This is a genomic window from Arthrobacter sp. G.S.26 (genome assembly GCF_050847375.1).
In the GTDB taxonomy this organism is placed as follows: domain Bacteria; phylum Actinomycetota; class Actinomycetes; order Actinomycetales; family Micrococcaceae; genus Arthrobacter.
The window spans coordinates 128,280-149,600 of the sequence record NZ_CP193753.1 but is presented as its reverse complement, the minus strand read 5'-3'; the positions used below and the strand labels follow the sequence as shown (position 1 = coordinate 149,600).

Here is a 21,321-nt window from a genome sequence, read left to right as displayed (position 1 = left end):
CTCAATTCGGTCAGGATCGCCGTGCAGCGCCGTCTCGCCGTCTGTGGCATCGACATCGTGCAGCTGGTTCGACCAGACGGTGCGCCGCCCAGGATCCTCTGATCCTCGGCGCACCTGCGCCGCGTGCAGCTAGCCGCTGTTAGGTAGCTGGCTGCGGTCCGCCATCATTCCGTCTCTCTGTCCAACTCGAAACCCGCAAGTCTGCGCTTGCCGGATGCCCGTTCACCCGTCCGATGAAATCCACTCGTCTCGACATACAAAACGATATGAGACATATGAGCCGGCTTCCCGCAGCCCGACTCCGGTATTGGCCTCAGAAGTGGGAGTGTCTGGGTATATTCCGGAAGTACGGGACCCGTGCAGACGACTCCCGATATGGAAGGCGTTCGAAGTCGCCTGCACCAACCCTCGTTTTGAGAGAAACCCTGTGAACCAACCGCCATCGACGCGGGGCTCTTAGGCGTCCCCCTGGTTCCCGGCGGCCAGGAACGGTGGTGTGCTGCTCGCGTTCAGGTCCAGGGTCAAAGGTTTCTCCGTGGGTTGGGTTGTGGTTTCCGGCTTGCTTTTCGTCCCGCGGGATGAGTAAGTCTTGGTCATGGTTTGCAGGGGAGGCTGTTCCCGTTGCGGGTTACCATTCCTGCCGTTCCTGGATGGTTCCGAATGGGACGTCCGGGTGGAGTTGGACGGTGAAGTCCCGGGGGAGTGCCGGGCAACGAGGATCCCTGTGCCTCCGTGCTGCGGGGACAGGGCTGCGAGGATATCCACCGCTTTGTCCAGTTGTTCCTCCAGTTGGCGGCGGTCCTGGACCTGAACGTGGAGGAGGTTTTCATTTATCGCATTGGTGTTCATGGTGGTCCTGTAGGGGTGGATCGTTGTTGCCTTGGTGGACGGGGCGGAACCGGAAAGGTCCGCCCCGTCCACCGGGATCGGATGGTTACTTGAAGAGGGCGTTGACTTGTTCGTTTGCCTGGGTGAGCGAGCTGGCGGGGTTTTTGCCTGCTACGACGGCATCAACGGCGGGTTTCATGACGCCTTCGACCTTCGGTGCCTTATCGGCGATGGGGAAGAGGAACGTCGCGCCGTCCTTCACGGGCTGGGTGAAAGGTGTGACGTCGACGCCTTTGGCCTGGAAAGCCGCCGCGGCCTTTTCGGCGGAGGTCTTGACGGCGGGGAAGACGACTGCCTTGGATGCGACGACGTCCTGGCAGGCTGCAGATCCGAGGTATTCGACAAACTTCGCGGCGGCGGCTGGCTTCTTCGTGCCGGCCCAGATGGTGTCTCCGAGACCGTTCAGCATGGATGCTCGCTTGCCGTTGACCCCGGTGGGGGTGGGCGCGATGCCGAGGTTGATGTCTTTGTAGCTGGTGTATTGGCCGATCGTCCAGGAGCCGTTGACGTTGATCGCTGCCTTGCCGGCGGCGAAGATGTCGGCGGTGCTGGCGCCGACTGTGGTTTCCAGCTTGGGCATGTAGCCCTTTTCGATCAGACCGGCATACCAGGCGATTGTCTGCTGGAATTTGGGGTCGTCGTAGTTGAAGTGGGTGCCCCAGGGGTTCTTGTCGGTGTGGGTCCAGCCGGTGGTGCCAGTGAGGTAGCTCCACTCGGTCTGGCCCAGGCCGCCGCCTGCGCCGTTCAGACCCAGGCCGTAGACGGCGACGTTGTTCTTGTCGAAGCCGGGTTCGTCGCCGCGGTTGCCGTTTTTGTCCATGGTCAGGTGAGCGATGGTCTTCTCGTAGCTGCCGCCGTCCTGGGGGTTCCAGCTGAGGTTTTTGAACTGTTCTTCGCTGATGCCTGCGTCGGCGGCCATGGTCTTGTTGTAAAAGATGGCTACGGTGTCCCAGTCTTTGGGCAGCCCGTAGCGCTTGCCGTCTTCGCCGACCCAGAGCTCGGCCAGGCCTTCGTTGTAGATCGAGAGGTCAACCGGGTCCTTCTTGAGGGCGTCATCGAGGGGCAGCAGCTGCTTTGTTTTGATCAGTTCCGGGTATTTGGTGAGGTGGTTGACGAAGATGTCCGGGGCGTTCCCGGCGACGAAGCTGTTGGTTAGGGTGGCCCAGTAGTCGTCCCATCCGCGCTGGGTAACCTTGACGGTGATGTCCGGGTTTGCCGTGTGGAAGTCGTCGGCGCACTGCTGGTAGGCAGGGCGCTGGCTCGGGTCCCAGAGCCAGTAGCTGAGCTCGCCTTTGGCTTCCTCGGTTGAGGTGCCTCCTCCGCTTCCGCAGGCGGACAGGGCCAGGACGGCTGCAGCCGCAACGGCGATGGCGCTGGCTGTTTTCTTTTTCATGGTGGGTCCTTTCAGGACATTGGTTGGGGCGCGCCGCGCTGCGGCGCTGGTCTAGCGGGGGTTTGGGAGCTGGGCGCAGGGTTATTTGATGCCGGAGAAGCCGATGGAGTTGACGATTTTCTTGCCGAAGGCGATGAACAGCAGGAGGATCGGCAGCGCTGAGACGAGGGTGGCGGCCATCAGGCCGGACCAGTCAGGAGCGCCTTGGGGGGCCTGGGCCTTGAAGACGCCGAGCCCGACGGTGAGGACCCTCAGGTCGTCTTGGTTGGCGACCAGGAGCGGCCAGAAGTATTCGTTCCATTGGCCGATGAAGGTCAGCAGTGCGAGGGTGGCCAGCGGGGCCGCGGCGTTGGGAAGGACGATTTGAAAGAAGATCCGCAGGTGCTTGGCGCCGTCGAGCATCGCGGCTTCCTCGACTTCCCGGGACATGTTCAGGAAGAACTGCCGCAGGAAGAAGATCGCGAACGGGCTCATGAACAGGTAGGGCAGGACCAGGCCGAGCATGGTGTTGAGCAGTCCAAGGTTTTTAATGAGCAGGAAATTGGGCAGCGCAGTGAAGATGCCAGGGACCATCATGGTGGCCAGGAAGAGGCTGAAGACCGCGTTCCGGCCTTTCCAGCGCAGGCGGGCGAAGGCGTAGGCGGCCATCGCGCTGAAGAACAGCGCACCAACCGTGGTGATGGTGGCGAACAGGACAGAGTTGCGCAGGTACAACCAGAAGTCGATGTGCGCCCCGGAGCCGCCCTCTGCCATTGCTTCTTCGGCTGACTGGAGGCCAAACACCCGCCTGAACGCGCCGAGATTGAAGTCGGCCGGCAGCAGGTTCGTCGCGTTGCTGGCCAGCGAACCGTTGGTGGATAGGGAGGTCCGGAGAACCCAATAGAAGGGCAACACGGAGAAGGCAACGGCGAGGATGATCAGGGCCCAGGACGCCGCCCGGCGTACTGTCATGGGTTTGCGGCTCCGCTGCGGGCGTGCAGGACTGGTGTGGTTAGTGGCGGTCATGGTGGGTGTCCTTAGTCCAGGTCCGATTCGTTGCCGCGGAGGAACTTCATCTGCACGAAGGCCACCACGGCGAGGATGACGAAGAGGATGACGGCGAGGGCGGATCCGTAGCCGAAGTCCGACTCGGTGAAGGCCTTTTGGTAGATGTAGAACTGCAGGACCCGGCTGGCGTTGACCGGGCCGCCCTGGGTGGTGACGGCAACGGTGTCAAAGATCTGGATCGATCCGATCGCGGTGACGATGACCACCAGCGCGATGACCGGGCGTAGCAGTGGCAGGGTGATCTGCCGCAGGGTTTGGAACGGGGAGGCCCCGTCGAGGTCGGCCACCTCGTAGACCTGTCGGGGAATGGCTTGGAGCCCGGCGAAGATCAGCAGTGCGGTGTAGCCCACGTGGCGCCACGTGTTGATCAGCGCCTGGGTGGGGATGGCCCATGCCTCGCTGCCGAAAAACGCCACCCGCGGTAAACCGACGGCTTCGATGAAGTGATTGATGATGCCGATCTGGTAATCGAGGAGCCAGAACCAGAGCAGCGCCGCGATCACGTTGGCCATCAGATAGGGCAGCAGTAGCGCCCCCCTGATGATGGTGGATTTGGCGACCCGGTGCATCAGCAGTGCCAGGCCCAGGGCCAGAACCGTCTGGAGGACCATGTTGATCAGCACGTACTGGCCCGTCACCGCCAGCGCGTTCCAGAACAGCGGGTCTTTGGCGATCGCGGCGTAGTTCGCCCCGCCCACCCACTCCGGTTCGCCCAGCAGGCTGTACTCGGTGAAGCTCAGGTAAGTCCCGCGTACCGCGGGGACCACGTAGAACATGATGAAGCCGATCAGAGCCGGGGCAATGAAGAACAAGGCGATCCGCAAGTCTCCGTGGTTCCGGCGCCAGAAGGGTTTCCCGGCCCGTCCCGGTCGTCCGTGGAGTGGCGTGCCGTCTCTGGCGGCCCGGCTGGCGGCAGTGGTAGTCATCGTTGATCCCTCTCCTGTGAGGTAGGTAACACTTGCCGGATACTCTACGCGCGTTGCGTCAATTGTTGCAAGAGACTTCTCTATCTTTCAAGGCTCCTAGAAGAAAACGCGCAAGTACTTGACCCGCGTAGAATTGTGGCCCATGCTTTTTCTCATGACTTCTTCAATTGGAATCGTTGGTGCAGGACAGTTCGCAGGCGTGTTCGCCAAGCTCTTCGCTGCCCACCCCGGAATCTCAGACATCTACTTCACCGACCTCATCAAAGAGCGTGCAGAGGCGCAAACCAGCAGTGTCGGGGCTGCAGGGACTTTTGACAGCTTCGAGGCAATGCTTGAAAGCGACGTTGACGCCGTCGCGATCTTCACCCAGCGCTGGACCCACGGGCCCCTCGTGGTGCAGGCACTGCGGGCCGGCAAGCACGTTTACTCCGCCGTGCCGATGGCCATCTCCGAAGCGGAGATCGCAGAAATCATCGACACGGTCCGGGAAACCGGGCTGACGTACATGATGGGCGAGACCAGCTACTACAACCCCGCAACCGTCCTGGCCCGCAAGAAGAATGCAGAGGGCGCCTTCGGCCGGATTTTCTACGCGGAGGGCGACTATGTCCACGACATGGACCTCGGCTTCTACAACGCTTACCAGTTCAGCGGCGGAGAAAACTGGAAGGCTACGGCCAGCTACCCGCCGATGCTTTACCCCACCCACTCCGTTGGCGGAGTGCTCGGAGCTATTGGCGGTCACGCCGTCAGCGTCAGCTGCGTCGGGGTGCGGGACGAGCGAGGCGACGGCGTCTTCGACCGCGAGGTGAGCATGTTCGACAATGACTTTTCCAACGCCAGCGCCTTGTTCGAACTCGCCGGCGGCGGGTCCATGCGCATCAACGAGTTCCGCAGGGTGGGCTACCCCTGCCACCTGCGCGAGAGCCGCTTCCGCTACTTCGGTACGGAGGCAAGCATGGAACAGCTCGCCCTGGTCAGCGTCTGGCAGGACAAGCACACCGTGACCGACATCAGTGATCAGCTTGAGACCCAGGCCACCATGGAACTCGATGACCCCATGCTGGCCGACGTGGCTCCCGCACTGCGCGATGCCTTTATCTCCGGCATGGCATCCGTGCACGATGCCGGGCGCCTGCCGGCGGAGTTCCGCGGCCTGCCCAACGGCCACGAGGGCAGCCACCACTTCCTCGTGGATGACTTCGTCACTGCCATCAACACCGGCACCCTGCCTCCGGTCAACGCTTGGGAAGCGGCCCGCTACACGCTTCCCGGCATCGTTGCCCACCAGTCAGCCCTGCGCGGCGGCGAACGCCTGCCGGTGCCCGACTTCGGCGACGCCCCCGTAGAGCTGGCCCGCCCGGCACTTCGCGAATCCGCCCAGTAAATCGCCGTTAGCATGGTTGCCATGCCGCACCCCACCTCACAAGCCAAGGCCGCCGTCACACGCGATGACGTCGCCCGACTGGCAGGGGTCAGTCCCGCCGTCGTCAGCTACGTGGTCAACGGCGGACCCCGGCCAGTATCACCGGCGAAAGAGGCCAAGGTGCGGCAGGCAATCAGGGCGTTGGGCTATCGTCCGAACGCCGCAGCCAGGGCACTTGCCCTGGGCTCCAGCGAAATGCTCGGCATGATCGTCTCCGACGCCATGAACCCGTTCTTCGCCTCGCTCGCCCGCGCCGTCGAAAACGCCGCGGCCGAGCGGGGCTACACCCTTCTGCTGGCGGATTCCCAGGCCTCGCTGCGCACCGAGCGTCGCCTCATCAAGAACTTCGCCGCCAGAAGGGTGGACGGACTGTTCCTCTGCAGCATGCTGTTCGAGCCGGACCTGATGGATCTTGAACAGGCAGAGATCCCCGCGGTGCTCCTGAACCACAGCACCGACCTCGCCACTGCAGGCAGTCCCGCCGTCATGAAACACGGGGCAGGAGCCCACAGTTCCAATTCCGTTGGAGTGGCCTTCCAGGACGGGGCACGCATGGCGGTGGAGCACCTCATTAGCCACGGCCACGAACACATCGGGCTGGTGATGGGCGGCAACGCCGGCGGCGAACTCGACGCCCGCGAGGTCGGATGGCATCAAGGCATCCAGGATGCTGGCCTCACGGCGGGTCCCATCGTCAGGGCACCGTTCACCCGTGAGGGCGGGCACCGTGCCGGACAGGAACTGCTCGCCCGCGCCGAGCGGCCCACCGCCGTCTTCGTCAGCTCCGACCAGCAGGCAGTGGGTCTCCTCTGCGCCCTCCACGAGGGTGGCCTGCGGGTACCGGAAGACCTTGCGGTGTTCGCCTTCGACGGCTCACCCGAATCCGAATACACCTGGCCCAGGCTCAGCACAGTCGCCCAGCCAATAGACGACTTGGCGCAGACCGCCTTGGAAGCCCTCCTGGCCCCCAAGCCAGGAGGGGAAACGCAGACGAAAATCTTCCCGACCGAGCTGGTACTGCGCGCTTCCTGCGGCTGTCACTGACACCAACACAGTCCCCGACTGCGCCAAAAGGCGATCACCTGCCGTGGGCGGACCGGCATCCCACCACCAGTGGGAGTACCTGTTTTCCGGGCCCGACGCTCGTCGTCAACCGCCCACCGGCGAGTGGGTTTCCTTGCTGCCCGAAATCACCTGACAGCCGCCACAGCAGCCACCTGCCCGCAGCGTACCCACCGATTAACCATTAAGGCACCCAACGACATGACTGCCAATCCCATCAACGATGATGACATCTTCAGGCCCGCCATCCACTACACAGCCAAGAACACCTGGCTGAACGACCCGAACGGACTCATCTACCACGAGGGCATCTACCATCTCTATTACCAAAACAATCCCTTCGGGAATGTCTGGGGCAACATGTCCTGGGGCCACGCCACCTCGGTGGACCTGATCAGCTGGGACGAGCAGCCCGTGGCCATCCTCTGCGACGCCGAAGAGGATATCTATTCCGGCAGCATCGTCATCGACGAGTACAACACCAGCGGCCTCGGCAACGGGCAGACCGCCCCTCTGGTGGCAATCTACACCAGCGCCTACAAAGACAGCTCAGCCCGCCGGGGCACACAGGCACAGTCCCTGGCCTGGAGCTCCGACGGCGGCTACACCTGGACAAAGCACCAGGGCAACCCCGTCCTCGACAGGAACTCTGCAGACTTCCGCGATCCCAAGGTGTTCCGCTACAACGGGCCCCCGGGCAGCTATTGGGTGATGGTGGCCGTCGAAGCCGAGGAACACAGGGTGGTCATCTATAGGTCCGATAACCTTCGGGACTGGCACTACCTCAGCAGCTTCGGACCCGCCAACGCCACCGGCGGCGTCTGGGAATGCCCCGACCTATTCCCCTTGCCACTGGACGGCGACAAAGAGCAGACCAAGTGGATTCTCACCGTGAACCTCAACCCCGGAGGGCCCAACGGCGGGTCAGGGGGCCAATACTTTGTCGGCCACTTCGACGGCGTGGCCTTCACATCCGAAACAACCGTCACCGACGGCAGCAGCCAAACGGCCGGGCTCGACACCTACCATTGGCTCGATTGGGGACGCGACTATTACGCGGCCGTCTCATTCCATAACGCACCCGATGGGCGCCGTCTCATGGTTGGCTGGATGAACAACTGGCAATATGGCGCCGACATCCCGACCTGGCCATGGCGCAGTTCGATGTCACTTGTACGCGAAATCTCCCTGGTCACCGAGCAGGGCCAGCACCGGCTGTCCCAACGGGTCGCCGACGAATATCGAACCGGCAACGCACTGTCGGTGAACACCTGGTCTGATCTTGCAATGGATGAAGGAAAGCGCCACCTGCACACCGGAGCGCCGGTAGAGACCATCGAGGTGACCTTCATCCCGGAATCCGCAGAGGAATTCGGACTCATCATTCGAGGCAACGGCACCGACGGCACACGCATCGGCATCCGCCCCTCCGAGAACCTTCTCATCATGGACCGGACAAACTCCGGCAACACGGAATTCCACGACTCCTTTGCTTCCACCGATACGGCCCCACTGAAACCTGCCTCCGACGGGTCCTACAATCTCACCCTTTTCATCGACCACTGCTCAGTGGAAGTCTTCGCCCAAGACGGCCAAATCACCATGACAGGCCTGATATTTCCCGGGCCGGACAGCACCAGTCTGTCGCTCTACGCCAAAGGCGGGACCGCCACCGCACCCAGCCTGAAAGTGACGCGACCCGCGGGACCGTCAATGCGAAACGCAGAGCCATTGCAATCTCACCCGCGCCCGACAGGCCCCCATGCCGTAGCAGATTCTTCGGGGCACGTTAAGGCAGTGGCAGAACTGACGCCCCAACTTCGCCATATCGCCAAACCTGACTGGTACACCACGGACAACCCCGAGACTCTCACCGCCACGGGCACCGCACTGCGCTGGGGAGTGGTGGCCACCGGCGGCATCGCCCACACTGTCACTGCGGACCTGGCGCTGTTGGAGGATGCCGTGCTTCAGGCAGTCAGCTCGCGCACCCAGGCGAATGCCGAGGAGTTCGCGGCGGAGTTTGGCTTTGTCCGCGCCTACTACGACAGGATCGAGGACGACGGCGAGACCGGCTATGAGCAGCTCGTCCAGGACGCCGAGGTGGACGTGGTCTACATCGCCACCCCGCACGCCTACCACTACGAGGTGGCCAAGGCGGCCCTCAACGCTGGCAAACATGTCCTGTGCGAGAAGGCTCTGACCATCAATGCTGCCGAGGCCCGCGCCTTGGTGGACCTGGCCCGTGAGCGCGGGCTGTTCCTGATGGAGGCAGTCTGGGCCCGTTTTGTGCCCGGCATCCAGCGGGCCCTGGACATCATCGCCTCGGGAGAAATCGGCACCGTGCGCTGGGTCCGTGCGGATTTGGGCTTCCCGGCGCCGGAAGACCTCAGTGCCCGCGTCTGGGCTCCGGCCGACGGCGGCGGCGCGTTGTTGGATGTTACCGTCTACCCGCTGCTCTGGGCCTGGGGTGCGTTGGGTGCCCCCAATGCGGTGCGCGCCTCCGGCATTGTGACGGACTTTGGTGTGGACAGCCAGAACGCGCTGACGCTGGAGTACGACGGGGGTGCCCAGGCGCAGCTGATCAGCTACCTGTCCTCATTTGGGCCTCGCACGGCCGTGGTCTCGGGAACCAAGGGCATGATCGAAACCGTGGATTTGGTGAACAATCCCAGGACGATCCGGATCAGCACCGGAGGGGACACCAGTCGCGAGGAATCCTTTGACCAACCCGGGTCCGGCTACACCTACCAGCTGCGTGAGGTCACTCGCTGCATTCAGGCAGGACAGCTGGAAAGCGCCACCATGCCATGGGCTGATTCGGTGGCCATTCTGGAGTTGTTCGACGGCGTTCGCTCTCAGTTGGGTGTTGTGTATGCCAACGACCGGCCGCTGCCGGTCTGAGTTCGCCTGCCGAATCAGACGATAGAAGACGGTCCTCTCGGGCCTCTCCCACGAGCATTTTAGAGAGCCGATAATGGATATTCCGTCAACCTGTCTCGGCCGGGCAAAACCCGTGCTTGCTGATCAAGAGGCCCGAACTGATGCGGCCCTGATCGGTCCATAGCCGGGGTCAGTTCAGGTTGTCCACGGCTGGAAGTAGGAGCCGTAGGGTAGCTCCTTGGTAGCAGTAGCGGCGGATAACTTATGAGAATTGTCCCCCGCTGTTGGCGGGCGGACCGGACTTCTCGTTCAAAAATGTAGATCAATTCCGGTTGTTCCGAGCAACAGGCAAGAGAGCCGTGTGTCAGCTTTTGGTGTACCCCAAACTGACGTCAGGGCCCATGGTCCCTGCATGTCAGATTAGGGTCATTGTTTCGTTAGTTTGACAGGCACCTGCGAGGGTCTTAGATTTCAGCCTGACACTACAGGCAGGAAATGGTATGGCTGGGCAGCGAATCGGATACATCAGGGTCAGCACCCTGGATCAAAACACCCAACGGCAGCTCGAAGGGGTGCAGCTGGACCGGCTCTTCACGGATAAAGCGTCCGGGAAGGACGTGAAACGGCCCCAGCTCGTGGAGCTGGTGAAGTTCATCCGTGAGGGTGACACCTTGGTGGTGCACAGCATGGACCGTCTCGCCAGGAACCTGGATGACCTCCGGGCCCTGGTTCAGAAGCTTACTGCCAAGGGCGTGCGGATTGAGTTCGTGAAAGAGAATCTGAGCTTCACGGGGGAGGACTCACCGATGGCTAACCTGATGCTCTCGGTGATGGGCGCTTTCGCTGAATTTGAGCGTGCCTTGATAGGGGAACGGCAGCGAGAAGGCATTGCCCTGGCCAAGATCAAGGGCGTCTACCGCGGCCGGGCCAAAGCGCTCTCACCCGAACAGGCCGATACCCTCCGGGCCAGGGCAGCGGCGGGGGCGCAGAAAGCCGCCCTCGCCCGCGAATTCGGCATCAGCCGCGAAACGCTTTACCAGTACCTTCGAGCCAGTGCGTGAGTGATTGTCCACTCATCAATCACGCCCGAGGTCGCTTCAGCGGAAGGTTGGTTCAGTAGGAATAGTACTAAGCAGACTGCAACGAGACCCAGGCTCGCGATACTTGAGATCACAGTTCTTTTTCTGAATTCGGGGGAACGTCCGCGGCGATCCGACGTTTGCCAGAGAAAGTAGCTTATTCCGAAGCCTACAAAGAAGACGCAACCAGCTATGAGGTAGATAAGTGCCATGTTCTTGTCCTGACTTTCAAGCGGTAAGAGGTCCCCAAATCACACCCTGGCCTTGCCGATTCCGGTGCCTATGACGCCACCTACAGCGAAACCAAGAACTCCCGCTCCACAGGCCAGTCCGACATCTGTCAATGATGTGGATTCACCGTCGAGTGTATTGGCGACACCTTCAGTGAGCGCCCCACCGAGACAGGAACCGACGGCGCCTACGGCCCATCCTCCTACGCTTGTTTTGAGTCCAACGCCAAGCCCTACTCCAACAGCAGCGGCAGCAGAGCCTATTATTTGGCCAGCGAAGTCCCCGAAAGAAAATTGACCTGTGGGGTCTGCGTTGTTGATGGGGTCGTTGGCGGCGTAGGCGTAGCGGTTGGCGTTTTTGGGGTCGAGGGGCGTGTCGAGGGTGTCTTGTTGGGTCCAGCGGGCTGTTTTGGGGTTGTACCAGCGTTGCCCGAATTTGACCCATCCTGTGGTGCGGTCCTGGATGCCGGCTTTGAAGGTGTACGGGTTCTGGGATGTGCCGAGTCCGCCGGAGTCTTCGTCGAGGATGGCGACGCCGTAGGGGTCGTAGTCGTAGGAGAAGGCGGTGGTGGGGGCGCTGGTGACCAGGGCTGCGGGGTTGCCGGTGCCGTCGTAGAGGTAGAGGGACTGCATGCCGGAGCTGGTGCGGAGCATGAGGGCTTCGCCGGTGATCGGGTCGTGTTCGACGTAGGCGGTGAGGGTGTCCTTCTTGTACTGCTCAATGATGGGCAGGCCCTGGGCATCGGTGCGACCGTAGGTGATGGAGTAATTCCCGGCCGGCGTGGTCTGGGAAAGAACCTCGGTTTGGGAGGTCCCGGCGTAGGTGTAGTTGTAGGTGGTGCCGGCTTTGGTCACTGAGGTCATTTGTTCGGCGCCGTTGTAGGCGTAGGTACCGCTCGGGTCTACGGTGAGGTTTCCGGCCCCGTCGTAGGTGTAGCCGGAGGTGCTGATCTGGTTTGCAGCGTTCGCGGTGAAGGTCTGGCTGCCGCCGGTGCCGCCGTTGGCGGTGAGCCGGTTCCCGCGGGAGTCGTAGGTGTAGTTATAAGTCGTGGGGCTGGTGCCACCGGTGATGGCTGCTTTGGTGAGCCGGCCTGCTGCGTCGTAGGTGTAGGTGGTGACGGCGCCGCTGAGGTTGTCTTTGACCCATTGGATCTTGGACCGGTCTGCGGTGGCGGTGGTGGAGCAGGTCGGTGCGGTGGATCCTGCTGCGTAGCAGTAGGAGAGGTCCATGACAGTGGTGTTGTCGGTGTCGCCTTCACCGGATTTGGCGGTGACGCGGGTGACCCGGCCGGAGCGGTCGTAGTCGGTGTGGCTCTTGGCTTTCCATGCCGTTCGGGCGGGGGAGGCCTGCAGCCAAGTGTCAGTGCGGCGGCCGCGGTCATCGGTGGCGACGGCCAGGGTCTTCTGGACCCCGTCGATGAGGTAGACGAGGGTTTCCATGACCCCTGAGGTGTCGAAGGTGTAGGTGGTGGTGCCGCGGGAGTCGGTGGTGGAGACCAGGTTCGAGGCTTTGTCGTAGCCGTAGGAGATGGTCCCGCCGCCGGCAGTGTTGACCCGGGAGGTCAACCGGCCCATCTGGTCATAGGTGAAGGTTGTTGTCCCGTTGGCATCGACCCGGGTTAGCGGCTGGCCGTTGTCGTTATAGGTGTAGCTGGCCGCCGGGGTGGTTCCGGAGAAGGACGTGCCGGTCATTCTGCCGACAGCGTCATAGGTGTAGGTCAGGGTGATACCTCGGCCGTCCGTGGCAGTCTTAGGCCGCGCCCACTCATCGTAAGTGAACGCCCTGGCGCCCAGGGAGGACCCCGTGACCGGGGTCAGAGTCTTCAGCTGGCCGAATTCGTAGGTGTACTTGGTTTTGTTTGTCCCGTTCCCCGGGGCCAGCGCCTCGGTCACCGTTCCGTCGTTATTCGGGTTTGGGGTCAGGGTCGCCACGGCTGCCAGGGCGTCCGAGGACGTCAGCGCGTTACCTGCACCGTTGTAGGTGTAGAGGGACTGGTTACCCGCATCATCGGTGGAGGAGGTAGCCAGGTACTTGGTGTTCGCGGCCGTGTTTCCGTAAGCAGCTTGGGAGGCCGCCCCGGTCTGGGACTGGGACTTCGTGACCGATTCCCCGGTGTTCGCCCCGAACGTGTTGGTCGTCGTCCCTGAGGTGGTGCCGGTGCCTTGGGTGGCGGTGAGGGTGTCGAAGTCCCCGGTGTAGGTCCCGGACCGGATCCGCCCTTCCGGATCAGTGGCCTGGGAAACCCGCCCGTCAGCTGTGAGGGCGTAGGTGGTGCGGGGGCCGGTCGCTACAGCGACGGCCAGGTCGGTGTTCGGGCCGGCAACAAGGGTCTGCGTGGCCGACGGGTAAGCAATTCGGGTGACTGAGCTGCCGGGGGAGCCGCTGCTCGCGTTCGCCCGCGTGATCCGGGTGACTTTCCCGTTCGTGTCGTAGGTAATGGTTGTTGCCCCGCCGGTCGGGGGAGTGATCGTGGTGATCCGGCTGTTCGTGTACGCGAAATCAGTGGTCTTCCCTGCGAAGTCGGTGAAGGACTCCAGGTTCCCTGCCCCGTCACGGGTAAAAGAGACCGCCCGGGTTGAGGTGCCGCTGGTCTGGGTGAACCCGGACAGGTCGCCCAGGGAGTCGTAGGTCAGGGTTGCGCTGCGCGCCCCTGACGGGCCCTTGTGCGAGGTGACCGTGGTGATCTTGCCTGTGGCCGGTCCATAAACGGTGTCGTTGCCGTTTCGGTCCTCCACCAGTTTCGTCCGCCCGTCATCGTTGAACCAAACAACAGTCGCTGAAGTTCGGGAGGTCAGCTTGTAACCAAGCGAAGGGCTAAGGGTTCGTTCCAGATCGGCTTTCACTCCGGCAGGGGAGGTGAACGCTGTGGTGGAGCCGGAAACGGGAGTGAAGAGGGCGGAGTACCCGTCCCCTGCCGTGTAAAGGACTCCCGACGAGGTGGAAGAGAGTGTTCCTGCTGCGCCTGCGGCCAGTGTCCATCGCGGGCCGGCGTCGCTGCCGGTCGTGTCCGTGGACTGGGAGTTGAACACCACTCCCAACGGGGTGTCTCCGTTGATCCCTGGAAGGGAGAGACCGGTGATGGAAAGCGCCAGGTTTCCTGTGCCGACATCGACTGAGCCGCTGATCTGGTCATTGATCGGCAGCGGCAATCGGGTCGCCCCGGGCCGGCTGCCGAGCTTCCCGATCGTGGATTGCGCCCCGGTGCTCGCTGCCGGGATCGCTGCCAGGCCAGGTCCGGCCGTTGCGAGCAGCAACGCCATCCCCAGGGCCCCGGCGACAGCGCCACGGTACAACGAAGCCGGCGGCACATGGCCGCCGGCTTGCTGGCGTGAATGGTTCCGTGGCGCTTTGCGCCGGCCCCCAATAAGCATCTTTGCTCCCGACTCGGAAAAGTGTGATGACGCTCACGGTACGGGGCAGAACATGCGTTGAATAGATAAACGCCCACGACAAAAACCAGTAAGCGTACTGACAACTCTTGTCACGGCCAATGGGCCCCTTCCCTCACCGCGAATCTGCCGCCATCACACCTGCAGGGGAGTAGTGCGGGGAATGTAAAGCAGGTACTGATTACTGTGCCCGGTTTGAGATGTGGCCGCATAGCTTGGTCCTATCGCGTCCGGCAGCGGTGGCAAGGAGGGGGTAAACCCCGTCGTCCGCTGTTGTGCGTGAGCAGCACGGCCGTATCAGCCTGGGGCAGGAACCCGCAGGATACGGTTCCGGGACGCGCGCCGAATCTCGGGGCGGCCGGCGAACTGAAGGGGATCAGTCCATGCAAAGGCGCACCACAGTCACAACCCTCGCTCTGACCGCGCTCCTGGCCCTTGCAGGGTGTGGAACAGGCACCGGAACAACGCCGGCAACCTCCGCTGCACCGGAACCATCCGCCAGCCCGGAACCCAGCCCCGCGAAGACCTACACGGATGCGGACCTCAGCGCGGTTCTGGCCACCTTGAAGGACGCCCAGGGCCGCCCCCTGACGGTGGTTCCCGCGGCGCAGATCGACCAGGGCATCATCAAAGCCAAGGAATTGCTGAAGACCGCCGTGTTTACCCCGCCCGAGTGCAAGGCCCTTTCCGACAGCAACGCTCAGGTCCCTGAGGACAGCACCTACGCTGCCGGGACCACCGTGGCAGCGGAAGAAAAGACATCGATCGTGGTGACCGTCATTGCCCTCAAAGACGCCCAGGAAATGGCCGATCAGCTGGCAGCGTCAAAGAACGCCGTGGCCACGTGCAGTAACTTCACGATCGAACTTGGCGGGCAGAAGATCACCACCGAGATCCAGCAGATAGAGGCCAAGACGGGCGGGGACCAGTCATTCGCTGCCTTGGGAAAACAAACCCTTGCCACGGGGGAAACCCAGACAATGTTGACCATGACGGGCATCAAAGGAACCTTGGCTGCCACAGCCGTGAAAGCCGGACCGGCAGTCACCCCGAACGACGCACCGGAGCTAGCCCAACTCATCGACACCATCCTCGCCCACGGCTGACCAACACACCCGCTCTCACCTTGCAACGGAATGCGGGTCAGCGGCCGCCGATAGTTCTTGGGTTCAACACTACGGCCGTGAAACTGAGACAGCATTACCAGGACACCCCGGGCTGTGTAATCCGGTGGGATGCGTCTGAGGCATGTAAGACTATGCCACCACTAGACAGGAGGCGCCGTGGGGACCGAAGTTAGGGCTGAATGGGAAAGAGCGGGCGCCGCAATTAAGGAATCAGGGAACGGGTTTAAGGCCCTGGTCCTGTTTTTGCCCTTGATAGGAATTTTTGGCTTGGTCATTGGGTGGCGATTTGATCTTTCTGGGTACTGGATAAGCGCCCCTTTCCAACTCAACATATACAGTGCGGGAACAACCGCGTGCTTTGGCATCCCGCTTGCGTTGGTGGTACTCCGGTCGGTTACCTCGTATCAGGAGGAACGCACTGCCCTTTTGAGTGCTATTCGAACGGCGATTGCTGCTGCTGGAGAGTTGAACGAGAGAGCCGGAAGGCTTGTAGCCCCTGGAACTGACATAAATCGTCTACAGCACAATCTGGCATATGCTCACGGAGCAATACAGGGACTCATTCGTGACGTCGAAAAGCCGGCTAACCCAAGGCCTGGTGCGCTGCGGTTTACGGAGAAGTTGTCGGATGCAGCAGCATCCGTGGAGAACGCCTTCAATACTTTCAATGGCGCACGCATCAGCGATGTTACGCGCGCTACAACGGAGCTGCGGCAATCTAGGGACCTTCTGGTAATCATTGCCCGCCCAAAGTTGCTAACTGTGGGCCTCCGTTGGATGACCCCGGAGATGGACTACGAATGGGGCAGCCTTTACTGGGATCCCTATGAAATGGTGACACTCGATCTAAAGGCCTCAGCCTTTGTAGGAGTGGTTGAAGCACACTTGAACGGGAGCCTGCCTCTAGACAGACTTAAGGTCCACCTGGACATGTTCGAGCGGGAGCTTGAGTCGCGAGTGAATTGCGTACATTCCATCGAGCAACTGCGGACGGTTAGCTCAAACCTGGCACAAGAGTTCCGTGATTGCCTCCAGGAGAAATTCCCACACCTGGTGGCTAAGGATCAACGCCGGGACCGCTAATGCCACGCCTTTAGTTACGACTTCCTGCCGCGCGGTTCAGGACCGGATGCGCGCCCTGGCTGGCACTCTGACCTGTTGCATCAGTAGCTGATGAAGATCCGCCTGAACAAGGTGCTGGTCTTCAAGGGTTACTGCCAGAGCGTAGGACTGCGTCTCATAGTCAGGGTGGGATCGCGCCCAGGTTTGGGCCTTGTGAGTGACCACAGCAAAAAAAGTTTCATCGTCGTCGGTGAAGGAATTGCGTGCGGCCCATTGCCGTAACTGCAGCGTGCTGTTCGTAAAGGAATTGCTGCCTGGCGTCATCCTTAGTCTCCGCTTGTCCTTGATGAGGTCTTTCGCATCATCCGGATCCTGCTTAATCAGCATTTCTGCCAGCTCATCAGGATCGATGTTTCGGTAGATGTCCAACTTCATAGACGAGGCCAAATACTCGCGCCGTTGTCTTCTTACCGGAGGGTCGTAGGCAAGCGCGACAGTTATCGTTCGTTCCCCTCCGCTCCCGCGTCTGAATATCTCGGGAAGTGGCAGAGGATGAATCTGGACGGTGTCGATCGGCAGAGCGCCGTCGTATGTCATGGTCGTTCTCTTAGCTCCGCTATCGATAGAACGGTGGCTGGACGGTCGTCCGTTTCCGTATAAGCCGGAGCGGCGATGCAGGTCCCCGATCGCGGTGGCTGGTGCTGTGGGAGCGGCGCCAGCTACGAGAAGTGCCCGGATGAGGTTTGCAGAGGAGTCCGGATATGCATGAGCAACATCAGCTGCCACGCGAGCTACTGCCGGTGCAGCGAAGCTTGTTCCGATGACGGATGCGAATAAGCGCCCATCCCCGCTTCGGAAGGACGGGGTGACCATTCCTGTTCCAGGGTCATTACGAACGACGTAGCCCGAGTCGTTGATGACCAGGTTGCCACCGTAGTGAGAAACGTCCGGCTTATTCATGCGCCGCGCAGCTGTCCCGACACCCGGTCCAGTTCGGCTAAAACACGAAAGTTCATCCTCAGCTGATACAGCCTGCCAGCCGAATCTGTTCGGCAGCTCTGCAGCGGCACCGCTCAATGCCAGTGAGCCTACCGTTACGGCGAGAGCTGCCGGGCCCGGTTCTGCCAATCTGTGTTCCGGGGAGAAGAAGTATTCGGGTTTGTCGTGGAGAACGTGGTGGCCACTGTCAGTTCGTCCGTCCATGGTCGTCCCAGTGTTGCCGGTAGGAACGATGACTACAATGTTCAGTTCCCGAACCAAGTCGTCAATGGTCTCGGTCAAAGGACCGACATGAAGTTCATCAAACGGCTCCGCATACCCTACTGACAGATTGAAGATCCTAACCCCGTAGGTGCCATGAAGATGCCGGATGGCTTGGCTGACAATCTCGTGCGGAAAGTCGTAGTTTGCGAAGCGCGGTGGTGAATCGGCGCGGTGGGGGTCCGGCTCCAGTATCCGGACAACGCGAACGGTGCCCAATCCTGTTATAGGACGAAGCTCCCGGAGTTCGTCCGCCAGGTTTGGGTAGAGGACCCGTCCAACAACTTCTGTGCCGTGGTGGCCCTGCATCTGCCACTGGTAGCCATCAGGCGCGAGGGAATCGACTGACTGCACCAACCCCGCGAGTAACGGGTGTGCAGTGGCAGGGGAGTCATCAAGGACACCAACCGTGGCACTTGGCTCTCTGGCGAGACTGAGTTCATCAACGGACAGGTTCCTCCACTCGCGGAAATCCAGAAATGGTACTGGGGGCGTTCTGACGACCTCCACGACGCTGATTTCTAGCAAGTCCTGCAATCCCTGTTCATCAACTTCCACGCGAAGAAAGTTCCGGCGTGCGGACGTGGAGCGCAACAGGACGCGACCTTGAGAAGCCGCCAGGACGGTTTCAACTGTGCTAGCTCTCCGAACAGCCTCGGCTTGGCTGCCAGCAGCCCACAGGCCAATATCGACGGCGATCGTCCCGCTAAATTCGGTGAGCCCTTTGACGCCAGCTCCTCGCCGGTCAGCCGGACCGTAAGGTTCGATGTCGTTAACGGCATCAAAGAATGATCGCAGTACGCCTCGGGTGGAGTAGTTCGAGATAGCCGTCGAAAGTGCTGCACCGTTGTCTTCCGATAAGACGAAATACGTGTAGTCCACGGTCTCGCCGAGAATCTGGAGACCCCGGCCTTCAAACCCGCCGTCTGTAGGTCTGGACGCGGCTCGGATCTTGAAAACGAGGCCAGGATCGATCCCCTGATCGATCCGTCGCGGTGCCCTTACGACCTGAGTCAATTGGGTCTTCAAATGGTTTCCGTGCCGTCCCCATTGACGATTAGAGCCCCCACCGCCACTTCCGGATGCTCGCCGTGAGGGAAGCCGACGAGGGTCGGGCAGGAGGAGATGATCGGCCATTGTTTCCTAACTCACCAGGGGCGGGTGACCACAGCGGAGAGCACAGCATCGAAGTCCTCGGGGCCCACAGCCTCGGCGTTCCTCAGCAGTGCCTCTCGGCGTGCATCAGTGATTAATTTTTCGACAGCCGCATGCGGCAGCCCCTTCAGAGCACTCGCATATCGCTCAATGTCAACGGGGACATGGGCAACGCTTCGGAGCCGAAGTCGAATGAGCCTGCGAATTTCATGCACCGTCGGTTTTCTGAACGTGAGGACTTCATCAAAGCGGCGCCAAAGGGCCTGGTCCAACAGGCCCGAGTGATTGGTGGCTGCAAGAAGGAGGCTCGGCCCTCTGTATCTGTCCGTCATCTGCAGGAAAGCTGTGACGACTCGCTTCATCTCTCCGTGTTCCGACTGGTCATCACGGGATCGTCCCAACGCGTCGAACTCATCGAAGAGTACGACGAACGGGGCTTGATCTGCGTAATCGAGGATCCGTCGCAAGTTACTTGCGGTCTCTCCCAGATAGGAGGAAACAACGGCGTCCAGCCTAACCAAGAGGAAAGGACGACCCAATTCTGCTGCCAAAGCCTCTGCTGCGGTTGTCTTGCCACAGCCAGGCGGCCCCTCAAGCAGAATGCGCTGCCGGCGACCGATGCCCGCTGCGTCGAGGGAAGGCCACTGCCGTACTTCCCTGCTAAGGCCGTCAAGTGTCTTAACAACCTTGGTATCAAGAATCAGGTCTTCAAGGAGGCGCTCAGGCTCCTTCACCTCACCCAGATCCCATTCGCCCTCGCGGTCTTTAGGCGGCGCAGGCACAATTACTGTGGCTCCCGAATCGATTGAACCGCCCCCGGACACAAGAAGCTTCTGGAGATCTCGCGCCAATGCATTGTGATGCTTGGCTTGCTCCTCTTCAATAATTTCAGTCGCAGCACGACGAAACGCCAGCTCATCCCGAGCATGGAACGCTTTGAATATCTCTTTCAGATGTCGGCCGGCCATCTACCCATCGTAGCTTTGCGCCAGCCGCTCTTCAGGCGACTCACGGAACGATAGAAAGGCAGGAGAGCCGGCCCCGCACGCGCAGAATCTTGACTTCAGGCCGCCCGGAGGCACCGTGACGGTCCGCGCGTGCCATCAACGTCCGCCTTTGAGGCTTTCCATCCGTTCCAGTTCTAAGAAAATGAGACGCCCGTTGTCTGAGTTCCACAGAACCAGACGTACGCTCCAGCAGCAGCTGTAACGGTTACGAAGATGTCCTAAAACAAAAGCGCCACCGTCAAGAAGAACTTCTCCTCTAGACAGTGGCGCTCTCGATTTAGCCTTAGTCGCCCAGGAGCGTCCTGATTTGATCCAGTACTGCTGCTGCGTTTGTCTCATCATTGGTGCTGGCTTCCTTGAGGAAAACGTCGTTTTCTTGGCTCGGTGCCAGAACGGCAGTCACGAGTTTGCCCACGGGTGATTGCTTGCGGAAAATCCGAAGCTCTTCCCACTGTCGTGGCTGGTCGTTCGCATCCAAGATCTCTCTTGGAAAATATCCCAACCCACGGTCAGACAGTTCCTTTGAGATGTCTACAAGTACGCGGTTGCCAAGGCGCTTATACCCAAAAATCTCTCGCAGTCGCAAGAGGTTTACTACCTGAATGGGTTCTGACTCGAGGTCTGCAACAAGCTCATCAATACCACTATTTTCTGTCAATTTTAAGTTCCTATCTCTCAGTTACATGCTGCACAATTGCGCACAATAATACGAGTGTATCATCTTCGGTAAACAGTGTCAAACTAGTTGCTATTTTATTTTAAAATAAAAAATAAAATGCGGGCAGTGCAGACTACACACGTCCCTTAATCGACGCTTGTTTCCTCATTGGGCCGCGAGGCAGTCACACTTCGATCTTCCTCGGATGCGTTACGGGACCTTCTCTACGACATACTGATGTCGTTGGCCGCTATCCAACAACACAGAAGAAGGGGGTGCGTGGGTCCATGCCCACGCACCCCCTTCGCGGTGACTCTCTACAGGATTCTGTGGAGGGTGCGGGTGACGACTCCGAGGATTTGCAGGTCGGTGCCGTCTGAGATTTCAGTTGGTGGAACGTTTGGGTTTGAGGCTTCGAGCCAGGAGCGGTCGTTGGTTTGGCGGAGTCGGCGGATGAGGGTTTCGCCGCCGTCCACGGTGGCCACCACGACGGAGTCGTGGTGGGGTGTGCCGGTGCGGTCGATCAGGATTTCATCCCCGGCGCAGATTCCGTCCAGGTTCATGGCGTTATCCCGGACTCTCATCAGGACGGTGCTGGCCGGGTTGGGGATCAGGGCTTTGTTCAGATCGATCCGGCCGGAGAAGTAGTCCTGTGCGGGGGAGGCGAACCCTGTGGGCAGAAGCGATTCCCGGATCGGAGTGAACTCCGGGTTTTCCTTGGAGGTCAT

General features: G+C 60.9%; 15 protein-coding genes. 6 read left to right on the top strand and 9 right to left on the bottom strand.

Features of this window, described 5'->3' with window-relative positions; genetic code table 11:
• Positions 1 to 456: 456 nt before the first annotated feature.
• The 4 genes from ACRB8A_RS19795 to ACRB8A_RS19780 form a co-directional block, all read right to left on the bottom strand.
• Positions 457 to 849, bottom strand: coding sequence for a hypothetical protein (locus tag ACRB8A_RS19795; RefSeq protein ID WP_432246128.1), 393 nt, complete (start codon positions 847 to 849; stop codon positions 457 to 459).
• 85 nt (positions 850 to 934) lie between these two features.
• Entirely contained in the window at positions 935 to 2,281 is a 1,347-nt protein-coding gene (locus ACRB8A_RS19790; protein WP_432246127.1) for an ABC transporter substrate-binding protein, read from the bottom strand.
• A gap of 81 nt (positions 2,282 to 2,362) precedes the next feature.
• Positions 2,363 to 3,286, bottom strand: a complete 924-nt coding sequence (locus ACRB8A_RS19785) for a carbohydrate ABC transporter permease (RefSeq protein WP_432246126.1) — start codon at positions 3,284 to 3,286, stop codon at positions 2,363 to 2,365.
• A gap of 11 nt (positions 3,287 to 3,297) precedes the next feature.
• Positions 3,298 to 4,254, bottom strand: coding sequence for a carbohydrate ABC transporter permease (locus ACRB8A_RS19780; protein ID WP_432246125.1), 957 nt, complete (start codon positions 4,252 to 4,254; stop codon positions 3,298 to 3,300).
• A 154-nt stretch (positions 4,255 to 4,408) separates the two neighbouring features.
• On the opposite strand from ACRB8A_RS19780, the gene ACRB8A_RS19775 reads away from it, so the two are divergent.
• From ACRB8A_RS19775 to ACRB8A_RS19760, 4 genes are all read left to right on the top strand, one after another.
• Positions 4,409 to 5,641: a Gfo/Idh/MocA family oxidoreductase gene (locus ACRB8A_RS19775; protein WP_432246124.1), complete on the top strand. Its 1,233-nt coding sequence runs from the start codon at positions 4,409 to 4,411 to the stop codon at positions 5,639 to 5,641.
• Between the two features lie 21 nt (positions 5,642 to 5,662).
• On the top strand, positions 5,663 to 6,724 hold the full coding sequence (locus ACRB8A_RS19770; protein ID WP_432246123.1) for a LacI family DNA-binding transcriptional regulator: 1,062 nt from the start codon (positions 5,663 to 5,665) through the stop codon (positions 6,722 to 6,724).
• 219 nt (positions 6,725 to 6,943) lie between these two features.
• Entirely contained in the window at positions 6,944 to 9,646 is a 2,703-nt protein-coding gene (locus tag ACRB8A_RS19765) for a GH32 C-terminal domain-containing protein (protein ID WP_432246122.1), read from the top strand.
• 479 nt (positions 9,647 to 10,125) lie between these two features.
• Positions 10,126 to 10,686: a recombinase family protein gene (locus ACRB8A_RS19760; protein WP_432246121.1), complete on the top strand. Its 561-nt coding sequence runs from the start codon at positions 10,126 to 10,128 to the stop codon at positions 10,684 to 10,686.
• 269 nt (positions 10,687 to 10,955) lie between these two features.
• On the opposite strand, the gene ACRB8A_RS19755 is transcribed toward ACRB8A_RS19760, so the two are convergent.
• Positions 10,956 to 14,195, bottom strand: coding sequence for an RHS repeat domain-containing protein (locus tag ACRB8A_RS19755; RefSeq protein WP_432246120.1), 3,240 nt, complete (start codon positions 14,193 to 14,195; stop codon positions 10,956 to 10,958).
• Between the two features lie 512 nt (positions 14,196 to 14,707).
• On the opposite strand from ACRB8A_RS19755, the gene ACRB8A_RS19750 reads away from it, so the two are divergent.
• On the top strand, positions 14,708 to 15,430 hold the full coding sequence (locus ACRB8A_RS19750) for a hypothetical protein (protein WP_432246119.1): 723 nt from the start codon (positions 14,708 to 14,710) through the stop codon (positions 15,428 to 15,430).
• Positions 15,431 to 15,607: 177 nt separating this feature from the next.
• On the top strand, positions 15,608 to 16,534 hold the full coding sequence (locus tag ACRB8A_RS19745) for a hypothetical protein (RefSeq protein ID WP_432246118.1): 927 nt from the start codon (positions 15,608 to 15,610) through the stop codon (positions 16,532 to 16,534).
• Positions 16,535 to 16,570: 36 nt separating this feature from the next.
• On the opposite strand, the gene ACRB8A_RS19740 is transcribed toward ACRB8A_RS19745, so the two are convergent.
• The 4 genes from ACRB8A_RS19740 to ACRB8A_RS19725 all read right to left on the bottom strand — a co-directional run bounded on the left by ACRB8A_RS19740 (position 16,571) and on the right by ACRB8A_RS19725 (position 21,321).
• Positions 16,571 to 18,802 carry a S8 family serine peptidase gene (locus ACRB8A_RS19740; RefSeq protein ID WP_432246117.1) on the bottom strand — a complete coding sequence of 744 codons (2,232 nt, stop codon included), beginning with the start codon at positions 18,800 to 18,802 and terminating at the stop codon, positions 16,571 to 16,573.
• A gap of 119 nt (positions 18,803 to 18,921) precedes the next feature.
• Complete coding sequence (locus ACRB8A_RS19735) at positions 18,922 to 19,896, bottom strand: AAA family ATPase (protein ID WP_432246116.1); 975 nt, start codon at positions 19,894 to 19,896, stop codon at positions 18,922 to 18,924.
• A gap of 322 nt (positions 19,897 to 20,218) precedes the next feature.
• A complete protein-coding gene (locus ACRB8A_RS19730) occupies positions 20,219 to 20,593 on the bottom strand; it encodes a hypothetical protein (protein ID WP_432246115.1) in 375 nt (124 codons plus the stop codon).
• A 317-nt stretch (positions 20,594 to 20,910) separates the two neighbouring features.
• Entirely contained in the window at positions 20,911 to 21,321 is a 411-nt protein-coding gene (locus tag ACRB8A_RS19725; protein ID WP_432246114.1) for a LexA family protein, read from the bottom strand.

Excerpts from the sequence above, each read along its gene's own strand:
- ACRB8A_RS19755 (WP_432246120.1), bottom strand. The coding sequence starts at position 14,195 with ATGGCGTTGCTGCTCGCAACGGCCGGACCTGGCCTGGCAGCGATCCCG.
- ACRB8A_RS19760 (WP_432246121.1), top strand. The coding sequence starts at position 10,126 with ATGGCTGGGCAGCGAATCGGATACATCAGGGTCAGCACCCTGGATCAA.
- ACRB8A_RS19795 (WP_432246128.1), bottom strand. The coding sequence starts at position 849 with ATGAACACCAATGCGATAAATGAAAACCTCCTCCACGTTCAGGTCCAG.
- ACRB8A_RS19770 (WP_432246123.1), top strand. The coding sequence starts at position 5,663 with ATGCCGCACCCCACCTCACAAGCCAAGGCCGCCGTCACACGCGATGAC.
- ACRB8A_RS19750 (WP_432246119.1), top strand. The coding sequence starts at position 14,708 with ATGCAAAGGCGCACCACAGTCACAACCCTCGCTCTGACCGCGCTCCTG.
- ACRB8A_RS19725 (WP_432246114.1), bottom strand. The coding sequence starts at position 21,321 with ATGACCTCCAAGGAAAACCCGGAGTTCACTCCGATCCGGGAATCGCTT.
- ACRB8A_RS19765 (WP_432246122.1), top strand. The coding sequence starts at position 6,944 with ATGACTGCCAATCCCATCAACGATGATGACATCTTCAGGCCCGCCATC.
- ACRB8A_RS19775 (WP_432246124.1), top strand. The coding sequence starts at position 4,409 with ATGACTTCTTCAATTGGAATCGTTGGTGCAGGACAGTTCGCAGGCGTG.
- ACRB8A_RS19785 (WP_432246126.1), bottom strand. The coding sequence starts at position 3,286 with ATGACCGCCACTAACCACACCAGTCCTGCACGCCCGCAGCGGAGCCGC.
- ACRB8A_RS19790 (WP_432246127.1), bottom strand. The coding sequence starts at position 2,281 with ATGAAAAAGAAAACAGCCAGCGCCATCGCCGTTGCGGCTGCAGCCGTC.
- ACRB8A_RS19735 (WP_432246116.1), bottom strand. The coding sequence starts at position 19,896 with ATGGCCGGCCGACATCTGAAAGAGATATTCAAAGCGTTCCATGCTCGG.
- ACRB8A_RS19780 (WP_432246125.1), bottom strand. The coding sequence starts at position 4,254 with ATGACTACCACTGCCGCCAGCCGGGCCGCCAGAGACGGCACGCCACTC.